Origin of the sequence: Streptomyces tendae, assembly GCF_008632955.1 — a bacterium.
In the GTDB taxonomy this organism is placed as follows: domain Bacteria; phylum Actinomycetota; class Actinomycetes; order Streptomycetales; family Streptomycetaceae; genus Streptomyces.
Genome location: NZ_CP043959.1, coordinates 2,860,883 through 2,874,881, shown reverse-complemented (window position 1 = coordinate 2,874,881; position 13,999 = coordinate 2,860,883). Strand labels below are relative to the sequence as shown.

Here is a 13,999-nt window from a genome sequence, read left to right as displayed (position 1 = left end):
CGGAATTACACTTTCGGAACGCAGAACGTAGTTCCGTACAAGCGGGCTGCCGGGCGGCCGCCGGGTAGGCTTCTGCCCTCCCCGCCAGTCCCGGAAGGAACGCACCGTGCCGACGTCCAGCGCCAGCACCACCGACTCCGCCCGTTCCGCCGCCAGTGGCGGCGTGCAGTCCCTCGAGCGCGCCTTCGACCTGCTGGAACGGATGGCGGACGCGGGGGGCGAGGTCGGCCTGAGCGAGCTGTCCGCGAGCAGCGGCCTGCCCCTGCCGACGATCCACCGGCTGATGCGCACCCTCGTCGCCTGCGGCTACGTACGCCAGCAGCCCAACCGGCGGTACGCGCTCGGCCCGCGCCTGATCCGCCTCGGCGAGTCGGCGTCCCGCCTGCTGGGCACCTGGGCCCGGCCGTACCTGGCACGCCTGGTGGAGGAGACCGGCGAGACGGCGAACATGGCCCTGCTGGACGGGGACGAGATCGTGTACGTGGCGCAGGTGCCGTCGAAGCACTCGATGCGGATGTTCACGGAGGTGGGGCGGCGCGTGCTGCCGCACTCCACGGGCGTGGGCAAGGCCCTGCTGGCCGGCTTCCCGCCGGAGGAGGTGCGGTCCCTGCTGGGCCGCACCGGCATGCCGGCCGCGACGGAGAAGACCATCACGACGGCGGACGGCTTCCTCGCGGCGCTGGAGGACGTCCGGCGGCAGGGGTACGCCATCGACGACAACGAGCAGGAGATCGGCGTCCGCTGCCTGGCCGTGCCGGTGCCGGACGCCCCGACGGCGGCGGCCATCTCCATCTCCGGCCCGGCGGGCCGGGTCACGGAGGCGGCGACGGAGAGGATCGTGCCGGTGCTCCAGCAGATCGCCGCGGAGCTGTCGGAGGCCCTGACCACCCCGGGCTCGGGCCCGAACGCCTGACCCCCGAGGACGGCCCGCCGGCCGTACACCGCCGTCCGGGGCGGGCTTCCGCCCCGGACGCAGCCCTCCGACACGCCGCCCGTGAGCCGCTCGTAGGAACGTGCGTCAGGGGCGAGGGGGCGGGCCGAAGAGATCGACCGCCTCACGGAGCTCCCGCACGCCCTGCCCGAGTGCGCTCACCGAGCCGATGGCGCCGGCGACCAGCAGCAGGGAGCGGCGCAGGCGCGGGATGTCGGGATGGTCGGCGGCGGCCAGGCCGGCCAGTGTCGCGAGTTCCTCCTCCGCGATGCTCCGGTCCCGGAACTCAACGCGATGGGCGGCGAGTTGGCGACGTAAGCGGGACACGGCGGAGCGCAGCCCCGTCACCCGCGGGTCCACCTGACTGCCGGGCACACACCTCTGGTCCACGCTCCGCAACACGGTCCTCCCCCTGGCAGGTCGTCGTGCGCCTCCCCTGACCGGCCCAGCGCGCCCCCGTGGAACCGGTGCGCGCCAGTAAACGCCACCCCGGGGCCTTTGCGCCAGTCCGCTGCGTCATCGAGTTGTTCCGCAGCGTGACACCGTGGCCCAAGGCATCCTTCCCGTACACCCCGGACCACGGGCGGTGGTGGGGTATGCAGGACTCATGACGGACGACGAGAACCGGGTGGTCGGCCTGCTGCTGGCCGCGGGCGGCGGGCGCAGGCTCGGCGGGCGCCCCAAGGCACTGCTCACACACCGGGGGCGCCCTCTCGTGGAGCACGCGGCGCGGGTGTTGCGCGCGGGTGGCTGCGCGGGCGTGCACGTGGTGCTGGGGGCGCGCGCGGACGAGGTGCGCGCCCGCGCCGTACTCCCGGACTGCGTGCTCGTGGACAACCCCGACTGGGAGCAGGGCATGGGGTCCTCCCTGCGGGCGGGGCTCGCCTCCCTGGCCGGCGCCGGAGCCGGGGCCGCGCTGGTACTGCTGGTGGACCAGCCGGGGATCGGCCCGGAGGCGGTCGCCCGGGTGCGGGCCGCGTACCGGTCGCCCCAGTCGCTGGTCTCGGCGGCCTACGACGGCGTACGCGGCCATCCGGTGCTGTTCGGCGCCGCGCACTGGGCGTCGATCGCCGCGACCGCCGCCGGCGACCGAGGTGCGCGCGCCTATCTGAAGGAGCACGCGGACCGGATCGAACGCGTCGAGTGCGGCGACATCGCGCAGGCGTACGACATCGACACCGAGGCCGATCTGACGCACCTTGAATGAGCCGGTGCGCCCCGCCGGGGCGGGCGAGGCACCCCGCGCCACCGTCCCTCGCCCCGGAGATTCTCGACATCAACAAAACATTGAACTTCCACCATGAGGAAACTACTATCCACTGATCAAAAGCCCCTTGCCCCCGCAGGGGCCGCTCCCGCCGTACCCGGGCCGCCCGGCACCCGGTGCCCCCCGCACGCCGAAGGAAGTGACAGCTGATGTCCGCACCAGCGCCGTCCCCGCTGGCCATCGTCGACGCCGAACCCCTGCCGCGGCAGGAGGAGGTCCTCACCGACACGGCGCTCGCCTTCGTGGCCGAGCTGCACCGGCGGTTCACGCCCCGGCGTGACGAGCTGCTCGCCCGACGCGCGGAGCGCCGCGCCGAGATCGCCCGCACCTCCGCCCTCGACTTCCCCCCCGAGACGGCCGCGATCCGCGCCGACGACTCCTGGAAGGTGGCCCCGGCCCCGCCGGCCCTGGAGGACCGGCGCGTCGAGATCACCGGCCCGACCGACCGCAAGATGACCGTCAACGCGCTCAACTCCGGCGCGAAGGTGTGGCTCGCGGACTTCGAGGACGCGTCCGCTCCCACCTGGGAGAACGTGGTCACCGGCCAGCTGAACCTGATCGACGCCTACACGCGCACCATCGACTTCACCGACCCGGGGTCCGGCAAGTCCTACGCCCTGCGCCCCGAGGAGGAGCTGGCGACGGTCGTCACGCGGCCACGCGGCTGGCACCTGGACGAGCGGCACCTCACCGACCCGGACGGCACCCCCGTGCCCGGCGCGCTCGTCGACTTCGGCCTGTACTTCTTCCACAACGCCAAGCGGCTGATCGACCTCGGCAAAGGCCCGTACTTCTACCTGCCGAAGACGGAGTCGCACCTCGAGGCCGGGTTGTGGAACGACGTGTTCGTGTTCGCGCAGGATTATCTGGGCATCCCCCAGGGCACCGTCCGCGCCACCGTGCTCATCGAGACGATCACGGCCGCCTACGAGATGGAGGAGATCCTCTACGAGCTGCGCGACCACGCCTCCGGGCTGAACGCCGGTCGCTGGGACTACCTGTTCTCCATCGTCAAGAATTTCCGTGACGGCGGCGAGAAGTTCGTGCTGCCCGACCGCAACGCGGTCACCATGACCGCCTCGTTCATGCGCGCGTACACCGAACTGCTCGTCCGCACCTGCCACAAGCGGGGCGCGCACGCGATCGGCGGTATGGCGGCGTTCATCCCGTCCCGCCGGGACGCCGAGGTCAACAAGGTCGCCTTCGAGAAGGTGCGCGCCGACAAGGACCGCGAGGCGAACGACGGCTTCGACGGCTCCTGGGTGGCCCACCCCGACCTGGTGCCGGTCGCCATGGAGTCCTTCGACCGGGTGCTCGGCGACAGGCCGAACCAGAAGGACCGGCTCCGCGAGGACGTCGACGTCAAGGCCGCCGACCTCATCGCCGTCGACTCCCTCGACGCCAGGCCGACGTACGCGGGCCTGGTCAACGCCGTGCAGGTGGGCATCCGCTACATCGAGGCGTGGCTGCGCGGCCTGGGCGCGGTGGCCATCTTCAACCTGATGGAGGACGCGGCCACCGCCGAGATCTCACGCTCCCAGATCTGGCAGTGGATCAACGCGGGCGTCGTCCTCGACAACGGTGAGCGGGTCACCGCCGAGCTGGCGCGCAAGGTCGCCGCGGAGGAACTGGCAGGGATCCGCGCGGAGGCCGGCGAGGAGGCGTTCGCGGCGGGCAACTGGCAGCAGGCGCACGACCTGCTGCTGAAGGTCGCGCTCGACGAGGACTACGCCGACTTCCTCACCCTGCCGGCGTACGAGCAGCTCAAGGGCTGACACGGAGGGCGGGGTCCGGGGCGGTACGCCGTCCGGGGCCCCGCGCCGCCGTCAGCCGAGGTGCGCCGACCAGTCCTGCTGCGCGGCGGGCTTGCCGTGCAGGTCGGGGACGCGTTTGAGCCAGTCGGGGCGCTGCGACCGGGTCCGCGCGGCGCGCCGGGCGTTCTCCTCGGCCAGCTCGCCGGCGCTCGGGAAGTCGGTGGGCAGCCAGGCCCGCGAGGCCCGCGCGCGGGAGTGCAGGTAGGTCACGTACGCCTCGCGGACCGCGTCCGGGCCGGCGAAACGGGGGTCGTCCGCCAGCCAGCCGTCGGGAACCTCGGCGGCGATGGACCGCAGCAGCTCCTCGGTGACCTTGGGCGCCAGTTCGGCGTCGGCCGCGCGTACGTCGGGACCGAAGCGGCCGAGCGCGTGGTGCCGGAAGTCGTAGGCCTTCGCCGGGTCGGAACCCTCCCAGCGGTGGTGGAAGACCAGGGCGGCCCCGTGGTCGATGAGCCACAGCCGCGGGGGCGCCACGCCGAGCGTCGGCCAGACCACCAGGTTGGAGCTGTGCACGGTCCGGTCCACGTTGACCGTGAGGGCGTCGAGCCAGACGATCCGGCCGGCCTCCAGCGGATCGACGGGGAACACCTCCGCGACCTCCGGGGTGAGGTCGCGGGCGCCCGGCAGGTAGTCCATGCCGAGGTTGGTCCCGGCGCTGGCGGCGTGCAGCTCGCGCACCTCCTGGTGGGGTTCCGCGTCCGCGATCGCCGGGTCGAAGTCCACCAGCACCAGCTCGGGGAAGCGCAGGCCGAGCGCCCGCGCCAGCTCCCCGACGATCACCTCGGCGACCAGCGCCTTGCGGCCCTGCGCGGAGCCGGTGAACTTCACGACGTAGGTGCCGAGGTCGTCCGCCTCGACGACGCCGGGCACCGAGCCCCCGGAGTGCAGGGGCTCGACGTAACGGGTCGCGGTGACCTGCTTCAGCATGCTCCGGCCACCCCATCCTCGTACGACGTCGGACAGGCATCCTAACCGCGTGGGGCGGGCGGGCCGGAGGGCCGGCGGGTGCGGTCAGGCGGGCGGGCCGGCCTCCATCTCACGCCGCTCGGCCGGCCTCTCCGTCCGGCGCCCGGTGTCGGGGCGGACGGTGTCCGCCGGCACGAGTTCGGGGACGTAGGCCTCGCAGTCGGGGTTGTGGCAGGGGCCCGCCCTCCAGTGGGGGACGTTGATGCCCATGGTCTTGTGTCGTTCGACGACGGTCTCCACCGGCTGCCGGCACGAGCCGCACACCAGCTCGGTCTGCCGGGTCCCGTCGCGCTTGCGGTCGCTGCTCATGCTCCCACTTTACGCCCGTTTTACTCATGTTTGCCCGGTTGTTGCCCGGGCTCCTCGGCCCTGGGCTCCTCGGCCCCGGACTCTCCGGCCCCGGGTCCCTCGGCCCCGGCCTTCTCGGCCGGGGGCCGCAGCACGCTGACCGCGATCGACACGGCCAGGACGACGACGATGACGGCGAGGCTCACCAGGGACGGAATCTCGGGGACGGCGGTGCTGACGGTCTCGTGGGTCGCCTGGAGGACGAGCTTGACGCCGATGAAGCCGAGGATCAGGGCCAGGCCGACGCTGAGGTAGTGGAAGCGGTCGAGCAGCCCGGCCAGCATGAAGTACAGGGCGCGCAGGCCGAGGATGGCGAAGGCGTTGCTGGTGTAGACGATGAAGACGTCGCTGCTGACGGCGAGGACGGCGGGCACGCTGTCGACGGCGAAGACGAGGTCGGCGGCCTCGATGGCGGCGACGACCGCGAGCAGCGGGGTCGCCACCCGCTTGCCCGCCTCCTTGACGAAGAAGTGCGGCCCCGCGTACTCGTCGCGCACCGGGATCACCTTGCGCAGCAGCCGGACCGCGACGCTCTTCCCCGGGTCGAAGCTCTCGTCCTCGCCCTTGAGGATCTTGTACGTGCTCCAGAAGAGGATCGCGGCGAAAACGAACAGCACGGCGGTGAAGCGGCTGACCACCGCCACACCGGCGGCCAGGAACAGTCCGCGGAAGACCAGGGCGCCCAGGACGCCGAGGAAGAGCACGTGGTGCTGATAGGCCCGTGGCACTCTGAAGTAGCTGAAGATGAGCGCGAAGACGAAGAGGTTGTCGACGGACAGGCTCTTCTCCAGCAGCCAGGCGGTGGTGTACTCCACGCCCGCGTCCGTGCCGACCACGAGGAAGACCACGCCGCCGAAGACGATGGCCAGGCTGATCCACCCGGCACTCCAGGCGGCCGCCTCGCGGAAGCCGATGACGTGCGCGGTGCGGTGCGCGAACAGGTCGATCGCGAGGGACACCGCCACGGTGACGCCGAACACGATCCACAGCCAGAACGGCACGTCATGCACGGGCCGGCCTCCTCGGGGCATGGTCGCCTGGCAGTCCCCCTCGTCCCGAGTCTGGGGCATGGGACCGGTCGGCGCCTCTCGTCGCCGCCGGCCGGGTGCCCGCGCTCAGCCGCCGGACAGCGGGTTGGGCAGGGGGCGGTAGCGGGCCGCGGCGCCGTCGGCGGCGGTCCAGCGCAGCAGCAGGTTGGTCTTGGCGGGCAGGGTGGGGGCGGACAGCAGGGCGGGGATCTCGGGCAGGTCGTGCCGGGCCAGTTCGCGGCGGGCCGCGGGCCAGGGGTCCAGGCCGGGGTGGTGTTCGGCGAGCGCGGCGGCGATCTCCATGAGGTGGTTGACGACCAGGCAGTACACCAGGCGCTCCCACCCGGCCTCCCGCGACACCGTGGGCAGGCCGTCCGGGCGGGCGGTCCCGGCGAGCAGTTTCACGCCCTCGGCGTCGCGGAAGAGCGCCCGCACGGGCAGGCCGGCGCCGTCCACGGCGATCAGCGTGTTCTGCAGGTGGGCCTCCAGGACGACGCCGTGGCGGTGGAAGGCCGTGAGGGCGGGGGGCACCACCCGGGACAGGTAGGCGTCCCACCAGGCGTCCGGCCGGGAGGTGGCGGCCAGCGGGTCGCCGTCGAAGCCCTCCACCAGGGCGGCGGCCAGGTAGGGGGTGGCGTCCGGCGGCAGGTGGCCGCGCAGTCCGTCGCGGACCACGACGGCCAGTTGCTCGACCGCGAAGTCCGCGGTGCGGTGGCCCCGGTCGCTCAGCCACGCCCCGTCCGCCGGCCGGCCGCTCGCGGCGAAGGCGTCGCGTACGGCGGTGTCGGTCGCGCGCAGGCGCAGCAGGTCGTGCTGCCACAGCCGGCGGATGTCGTTGGTGATCCGCACGTCCAGGCTGAACTTCAGGAACAGGTCGTCGCCGGGCGCGTACACGGTGCGGACGGCCGCCGTGGGCCAGACCGGGGCGGCGGTGGTGCCGAGCCGGAGCAGGCGGCCGTCGGCGAAGGCGGGGGCGAGGTCGCGGGCGGCGAGGTCGAGCTGCCAGGGGTGGGCGGGCAGCAGGCGGTAGCCGGGCGGGGCGGTGCCGAGGCCGTCCAGGGCGGCGGTGTCGCCCTCCTCGACCACGCTGTCCTCGCGCACGCCGAGCAGGACCAGGGGGAAGCGGGCGTACGCCTCGGGCGCGTACGGCAGCCAGGCGGCCGCGGGGCCGCCGCCGCGGGCCTTGGGGGCGGGGTGGTGGGTGTGGCCGGTGACCAGGGACTGTTCGGAGAGCAGGTAGGGGTCGTCGGGCGGGGTGGCCCGGGCGCGGGCGGCGAGCAGCGCGGCGACCGCGTCGCGGCTGTCGAGCATCTCGACGGGCAGCTCGTGGTTGGACCGGCCGGTGTGCCGGCGCAGTTCCTCGGCGACGAGTTTGACCAGTTCGGTGTGGTCCACCGGGCGCCAGGCGCCGACCGTGTACACCTCGGGGTCGCTGGGGCGCCGGGTGCCGCGCACCCGCAGCAGCCGGTCCGCGTGGGGAGGCGGTAGGTCCGCCGGCCGTCCTCGGGTGCCCCGGAGGCGGGCCCGGGCAGGGGCTCGGCCACCTCGCGCAGCAGGCAGTTGAGCAGCGGTACGGCCGCGTGGGCGTCGGCTCGCCCGGCCAGGCCGGCGCGGCTCGCCACGTCGTCGTCTGCGGGCGGGGGGATGAGATCCACGCGTTCTGATTCCCTACGGTTCTGTCCGGCGGAGACGATCAGTATGTCTGGCAGCGTCCCCCCGTACGTCCCACCTTTCCGCCGATCCGAGGAGTCCGCCCGTGCAGCGTCCCCCCACCGCCGAGGACGGGATCGCCGAGGAACTGGCCGTCGTACGGCCCGGTCTGCTGACCGCGTACACGGCGGCGCTGCCCGCCGCCCGCGCGGCGGTGCTGACCCGGCTGTGGCGCGGTCTCACGCACGATCCGCTGCCGTGGGTGGCGGGCCGCGCGGAGGGCCGCGCGGGTCTCGTCCTGCGGCTGGCGGACGGGCGGCGGCTGGAGGGCCCGCGCCCGGACCCGTACGCGACGGACGCCTACGTGACCGTCGTGCGGCTGGACGGGGTGGCGTACGAGGATCCGGCGCGGCTCGTGACGGACCTCGCTGTGCCGCACTCCACGGCGTTCGCCGATGAACTGGCGCACAGCACGGCGTCGTTGGCGTTGTCGCGGGCGGGGCAGGAGGGGGCCGGGCGCGGTCTGCCGGTGCGGGACTGGGAGTGGGAGCAACGGGTGGTCGACGGGCATCCGTTCCATCCCAACTGCCGTGCCCGGCTTGGGTTCTCGGTGGCCGAACAGCTCGCCTACGGACCGGAGCACCGCCCGGTGGTGGAGCTGGGGCTGCTGCCGGTGCCGGCCGGGGAGTGCCTGGTGACCGGGGTGTGGCCGCAGCGGCTCCGGGAGGGGGGCCGGGTGCTGGTGCCGGTGCACCCCTGGCAGGCGGCGCACGTGCTCAAGCGGTCGGGCGAGGGGGTGCTCGCGGCGCATCCGCTGATGGCGCTGCGCACGCTCGCGCTGCCGGACGGGCCGCAGGTGAAGACGGCGCTGAGCGCGCGGCTGACGTCCTCGGTGCGGGACATCTCGCTCGGGTCGGTCGCCGCGTCGGCGGTGCTGTCGGACTTCGGCGAGGCGGTGGCGGCGCGCACGGACGGGCTGCTGCACATCACCCGCACGCTGGGCGCGGTGGCGGCCGGGTCGTCCGATCTGGCGGCCCTGCTGCGTGAGTCGCCGGAGGAGTACGCGGGTCCCGGGGAGCGGGTGGTGCCCGTGGCGGCGCTCGCCGTCACGGACCTGCCCCGCTCCCCCGCGCGGCTGGCCCGGCTGGCCCGGCTGGCGCTCACCGCCGGGCTGCGGCTGCTGGAGCTGGGGGTGGCGCTGGAGGCGCACGGGCAGAACCTGCTGGTGGTGCTGTCGCCGGACGGGGACCCGGTGCGGCTGGTCTACCGGGACCTGGCCGATCTGCGGGTCTCCCCGGCACGCCTCGCCCGGCACGGGATCGCCGTACCGGACGTGCCGGACCGCATGATCACGGACGACGCTTCCGCCCTGCGGCGCAAGCTGTTCGGCTCGCTGGTGGCGGGCGCGCTGGCCGGGACGGCGGGGTCCGGTCCGGCGCTGCGGGCGGCCCTGGAGGACGCCGTACGGGATCTGCCGCGTACCGGTGACCTGCGGGCGCTGCTCGACGAGCCGCTGCCGGCGAAGGCGCTGACGCTGATGCGGCTGTCACCGGGAACGGCCGGCGACCAGTGGGCGGAACTGCCTAATCCCCTTCAGGCCGGCCCCGGGTGACGGCCCGTTTTGGAGTGCGGCGCTCCTGATCAATAGGATCCGCCGATGATCAGAAGAACACGGCCGGTGGCAGGCGCCATAGCCCTGCTCGCCGCCCTCACGGCCGGGATCGCCTTCCCGGCCGGGGCGGCCGCCGGTGAACCCACGGGCCAGGACGCGCCCAAGGTCGACCTCGTCCTCGACGTGAGCGGCTCGATGCGCGCCAAGGACATCGACGGCCAGTCCCGGATGGCGGCGGCGAAGCAGGCGTTCAACGAGGTGCTGGACGCGACGCCGGAGGAGGTGCAGCTCGGCATCCGCACCCTCGGTGCCGACTACGCCGGCGACGACCGCAAGGAGGGCTGCAAGGACACCGCGCAGCTCTACCCGGTCGGCCCGCTGGACCGCACCGAGGCGAAGACGGCGGTGGCGACCCTCGTCCCGACCGGCTGGACGCCGATCGGCCCGGCGCTGCTGAAGGCGGCCGGCGACCTGGACGGCGGCGACGGCTCCAAGCGGATCGTGCTGATCAGTGACGGCGAGGACACCTGTGCCCCGCTCGACCCGTGCGAGGTGGCCCGCGAGATCGCGGCCAAGGGCATCGGCCTGACCATCGACACCCTGGGCCTGGTCCCGACCGCCAAGCTCAGCCGGCAGCTCAGCTGCATCGCGGAGGCGACCGGCGGCACCTACACCTCCGTCGAGCATCAGGACGAACTCACGGATCGCGTCAACGAGTTGGTGGACCGGGCGGCCGAGCCGGTGGTGACCCCGGTGGCCACCGAGGGCGCCGACGCGTGCGAGAAGGCACCCGAGCTGAAGTCCGGTCTGTACACCGACCGTGAGGAGTTCGGCCAGCAGCGCTGGTACCGCGTGGAGCTGCTCGCCGGGCAGGAGCTGCGCGCCTCCGTGAGCGTCGCGGCGGACCGCGCCGTGCGTCCCGACCACGGGCTGCTGATGCGTGCCGTCACCCGGCACGGCCGGGAGATCGTGCGCGGCGAGGCCACGGGCACCGGCCGCACCGACGTGCTGTCCACCGGCCTGCGCTACCCCAAGCCGGAACGGGACGACGACGGCGACAAGCCGGCCACGGAGACGGTCTGCCTCGCGGTGACCACCTCCTTCTCGGCGGACGCCGGGGTGAAGACCACGCCCGGTCTGCCGCTGGAGCTCACCGTCGACGTCGTGGACGGTCCGGACGGTGCGAGCGACGTCGCCTCCTTCGGCCTCGGCCGGGGCTGGTGGCTGCTCGGCGCCCTGGTCCTGACCGGATTCCTCGCCGGTCTCGTCTGGGGCTGGCTGTCCCGCTGGCGGGTCGCTGTCTGGAGGACCAACTGATGCGCGCCGTACGTGTACTGAGTGCCGCCCTGCTGACGCTGGGCCTGGCCGCCGCGCCCGCCGCGGCCGACTCCTCGCCGTCCCGGAGGCCTCCGGGACAGCGGCGGGACCCGCGCGGGGACGTCCTTCCGCACCGCGACGGAGGTCGAGCAGGGGCAGACCGCCACGGCGCGGGCCTCCACGGGCGACTACCTGTACTGGTCGTTCCCCGCGGACGCGGGGCAGCGGCCGACGGTGAGCGCGACGGTGAAGCTGCCGGACAGCCACGCCTCCCAGACCTGGCAGGTCGACGTGTACGACGGGCTGCGGCGCCGCCAGGCCTGCCAGTACGGCGCCCAGACCCGCGCGGCCGGACAGGGCACGACGACCGTTGAGCTGGCGTGCGTGCTGCGCACGGTCCGCGCCTGGTCGGAGCCCTGGGCCAACGACCCGCTGCCCGGCACGTACTACGTGCGACTGACGGCGCTGAAGCTGACGGCGGACGACCTGGGCCAGCCGGTCGACGCCGAACTGCGTGTCGAGTCCAAGGACATGGGCGGCGCGGCGGCCGTGGACGGCGTGCTGTCCGAGCCGCTGGTGCCGGGGATCGCGTCCCGGCCGGAGGAGGAGGCGGACGGCTCCTCCTCCGCCGTGCTGGCCGGTCTGGAACCGGAGGACGGCTGGACGTCGGGCTGGTGGTCCGACCGCTGGGTCTGGACGGCGGCGGGCGGCATCCTGGCCGCCCTGGCAGGCGTCTTCGGCTACCGCCTCACCCGCGGCCCGGGCCGCCCACGACACGTCCCGCCGGGGGCGTAGGGGTCTCGCTGGTTGGAAGGCCCGCCCCGCGCGGGCCTTCCGTCCGTCCGTCGCCGGTATCTTCAGGTCCGGGCCGGGGTTCCCTCCGGGGTGAACGGCTGGTGGAACGTGAAGTGTCGGGGCACGGGGCCGTGGGCGTGGAGGCGCTCCAGTCCGTCCACACCCTCCTGCCAGGTGGGGGTCACGTCCTCGGGGACCCACCAGAGCACGTGACTGGGGTGGCGCGACCTCTCGAACCAGTCGTGGCGCCTCTTCAGAGCGTCCCGGTGGAGACCGGTGTAGACGGCGTCGAAGGCGGAGCCCAGGTCGGTCCAGAGGGAGAGGGTCGTGGCCAGGGCGGTGGTGTCCGCCGTGCGGCCCTTGCCGTACCAGGCCGGTACGGCGAACTCCCCCCACGCACCCCAGTCCGCCCCGAAGAGCACGCCCTGCTCACCGCCGGCCGGTTCGGCGCGCGCGAGGTAGCCCGGGTGCGCGCCGATCCTCCGGTAGACGTCCGCACCGATGGCGTAGAACTCGCGCGTGGCGGGCGAGGGATCGGCGAGGGGTGCCTGGAGGACGCCGAACGTGTACAGCGCAAGACGGGGCATGCGTCTCTTCCTGGTCGGGGGTGAGGAGGGATGCGCCAGGGCGCGGATCCGCCGAGGACCAGGTGAAGGTAGCCCCCTCCGCGGGCCCTGTCGAAGTTGCGTTCTCCTCGCCGGAATGGCCTCCGGCGCACGGCACTTGAACTACCGGTCCGGCGTCTGCACCGGGTGCGCGGGCCGGCAGGGAGCGCGGGCATCGGATGCCGACCGGCCGCCGTCCGCTCCTCCGGTTCCCAGGCGCGGAGCAGGCCGGGCAGTCCCGCGTCTGCGTCGAGGCGCTGGGACGTGTGGTCCGGGAACGGCATGAACCCGTGTGCCTTCCTGGCTCATCGACGCCCGCCGAACTCCCAGTTGTGGACCTCGATGGCCGCGTACCCGTCCGGATTCAGGACGGCTCGTGCCGTCCCCGGATCCGTGGCCCGGAGCAGTACCGCCGTACCCAGCCAGGTGTCGCCGTCGTCGGACAGCAGAGGTCCGTACGCCACCAGTCCGTCCCTGTCGGGCGGCAGGGCGAGGTCGGCGGTCGGGCCTCCGCCGAGACCGAGCACCAGGTAACGGTTGCCGCCACTCGGGCCACCGGGGAAATCCCACATGGTGCGCCCCAGCACGTTGCGCCACCGGCGCAGCAGCACGTCCCGGTACGCGCCGGCCTGGTAGCCGGGTTCGTCGAAGGCGAATGCGCGGGCGGCCGCGGGATCGGGGAGGTCGACGATGTGCACGCTGCCGGTGGGTGTTTCACCGTTGTCGGCGAACGTCGGGCCGCGAGCGATCAGTTCCTTCGCGTACCGGTCCATGTAGGACCAATGCCGCTCCAGCAACTCCTCGCGCAGCGCAAGGGAGCCGGGTCGGTCACGGTGGTAACAGAAGAACTCCATGACCACGGACCCTGCCTCTGCGAGGGGCACCGTCTCAAGCGGGCGGCTCCGCTTCGGAACTGGTTGCCGCGCGGGGCGAGACGGTGCGGGCGGTCGAGGTGCACCGCTGGGAAGCGGTCAGGCGTCCCGGAGCTGCTTGGCGAGCGGGGTGTCGCCCGCTACTTCGACGTGGCCCGTGCGGATCGCCTCGGCGAGGGGCAGGGTGCCTCGGCTGACGGCTGTGCAGGTGGCCGTGTCGAGGGTGAGGACCGCGTCCGGGTCGCGCGGGGCCGGGCCGTCGCCGTGGACGGGGCCCTCCTGCGCGCCGACGTGGAGGTGGAAGCGGCCCTCCTCCAGGCGTACTTCGACAAGTCCCTCACCCTTCAGCGACCGCAGCAGCGGCAGCGCGAACCAGTGGGCGCGCACCGCGTCCGTCGGGCGGCGTTCGCCCAGTTCGGGTTCGCCCCACGTGCCGAGGGCCTGGAGCACCGGAAGCAACTCGCGTCCACGCGACGTGAGTTCGTAGACGTACGCCGCTCCCGGCGGCGGGAGGCGGCGGCGGGTGGTGAGGCCGTCGCGCTCCATGTCCTTCAGCCGTGAGGCCAGCACGTCCGTGCTGACGCCGGGCAGGTCCGCGTGCAGGTCGGTGTAGCGGCGCGGCCCGGCCAGCAGTTCCCGGACGATCAGCAGGGTCCAGCGGTCGCCGACGACGTCGAGCGCGCGGGCGGCGGAACAGTACTGGTCGTAGCTTCGGCGAGGTGGCATGCCTCGCAGTCTAGACAAGTTGTTGGACTTTCCAAGCGTCCACTTGGTAAAACCAAGTAACACCAGAA

At 73.4% G+C, this 13,999-nt stretch carries 12 protein-coding genes and 2 pseudogenes; 6 read left to right on the top strand and 8 right to left on the bottom strand.

Features of this window, described 5'->3' with window-relative positions:
* The first annotated feature begins 106 nt into the window (after positions 1–106).
* A complete protein-coding gene (locus tag F3L20_RS13365) occupies positions 107–913 on the top strand; it encodes an IclR family transcriptional regulator (RefSeq protein WP_150154578.1) in 807 nt (268 codons plus the stop codon).
* A 105-nt stretch (positions 914–1,018) separates the two neighbouring features.
* Here F3L20_RS13365 and F3L20_RS13360 read toward each other — a convergent pair whose 3' ends face one another.
* Entirely contained in the window at positions 1,019–1,333 is a 315-nt protein-coding gene (locus F3L20_RS13360) for a DUF5955 family protein (RefSeq protein ID WP_167534521.1), read from the bottom strand.
* Positions 1,334–1,538: 205 nt separating this feature from the next.
* Between F3L20_RS13360 and F3L20_RS13355 the strand changes: the two genes are divergently transcribed.
* Together F3L20_RS13355 and aceB are read left to right on the top strand one after the other, a co-directional pair.
* On the top strand, positions 1,539–2,138 hold the full coding sequence (locus F3L20_RS13355) for a nucleotidyltransferase family protein (protein WP_150154577.1): 600 nt from the start codon (positions 1,539–1,541) through the stop codon (positions 2,136–2,138).
* A 209-nt stretch (positions 2,139–2,347) separates the two neighbouring features.
* The gene (gene aceB / locus F3L20_RS13350) at positions 2,348–3,973 is read left to right on the top strand and encodes a malate synthase A (protein ID WP_150154576.1); all 1,626 of its coding nucleotides are present in this window, start codon (positions 2,348–2,350) and stop codon (positions 3,971–3,973) included.
* 51 nt (positions 3,974–4,024) lie between these two features.
* On the opposite strand, the gene F3L20_RS13345 is transcribed toward aceB, so the two are convergent.
* The 4 genes and pseudogenes from F3L20_RS13345 to F3L20_RS13330 all read right to left on the bottom strand — a co-directional run bounded on the left by F3L20_RS13345 (position 4,025) and on the right by F3L20_RS13330 (position 8,009).
* On the bottom strand, positions 4,025–4,939 hold the full coding sequence (locus tag F3L20_RS13345; protein ID WP_150154575.1) for a HipA family kinase: 915 nt from the start codon (positions 4,937–4,939) through the stop codon (positions 4,025–4,027).
* Between the two features lie 84 nt (positions 4,940–5,023).
* Positions 5,024–5,287 carry a hypothetical protein gene (locus tag F3L20_RS13340; RefSeq protein WP_150154574.1) on the bottom strand — a complete coding sequence of 88 codons (264 nt, stop codon included), beginning with the start codon at positions 5,285–5,287 and terminating at the stop codon, positions 5,024–5,026.
* Positions 5,288–5,307: 20 nt separating this feature from the next.
* The gene (locus F3L20_RS13335; RefSeq protein ID WP_150154573.1) at positions 5,308–6,336 is read right to left on the bottom strand and encodes a TerC family protein; all 1,029 of its coding nucleotides are present in this window, start codon (positions 6,334–6,336) and stop codon (positions 5,308–5,310) included.
* 105 nt (positions 6,337–6,441) lie between these two features.
* Positions 6,442–8,009 (bottom strand): annotated as a pseudogene (locus tag F3L20_RS13330) (IucA/IucC family protein).
* A gap of 101 nt (positions 8,010–8,110) precedes the next feature.
* Here F3L20_RS13330 and F3L20_RS13325 point away from each other — a divergent pair.
* From F3L20_RS13325 to F3L20_RS13315, 3 genes and pseudogenes are all read left to right on the top strand, one after another.
* Positions 8,111–9,616: an IucA/IucC family protein gene (locus F3L20_RS13325; RefSeq protein WP_150154572.1), complete on the top strand. Its 1,506-nt coding sequence runs from the start codon at positions 8,111–8,113 to the stop codon at positions 9,614–9,616.
* Between the two features lie 45 nt (positions 9,617–9,661).
* A complete protein-coding gene (locus tag F3L20_RS13320; protein ID WP_150154571.1) occupies positions 9,662–10,933 on the top strand; it encodes a VWA domain-containing protein in 1,272 nt (423 codons plus the stop codon).
* Positions 10,933–11,728, top strand: a pseudogene (locus tag F3L20_RS13315) (hypothetical protein). Before F3L20_RS13320 ends, F3L20_RS13315 begins: the two are co-directional and overlap by 1 nt.
* Positions 11,729–11,790: 62 nt before the next feature.
* Here the strand turns inward: F3L20_RS13315 and F3L20_RS13310 are convergent.
* From F3L20_RS13310 to F3L20_RS13300, 3 genes are all read right to left on the bottom strand, one after another.
* Positions 11,791–12,315: a DUF3291 domain-containing protein gene (locus tag F3L20_RS13310; protein ID WP_150154570.1), complete on the bottom strand. Its 525-nt coding sequence runs from the start codon at positions 12,313–12,315 to the stop codon at positions 11,791–11,793.
* A gap of 323 nt (positions 12,316–12,638) precedes the next feature.
* Complete coding sequence (locus F3L20_RS13305) at positions 12,639–13,187, bottom strand: YciI family protein (protein WP_150154569.1); 549 nt, start codon at positions 13,185–13,187, stop codon at positions 12,639–12,641.
* Between the two features lie 117 nt (positions 13,188–13,304).
* Positions 13,305–13,931, bottom strand: a complete 627-nt coding sequence (locus tag F3L20_RS13300; RefSeq protein ID WP_150154568.1) for a winged helix-turn-helix transcriptional regulator — start codon at positions 13,929–13,931, stop codon at positions 13,305–13,307.
* Between the last annotated feature and the right edge of the window lie 68 nt (positions 13,932–13,999).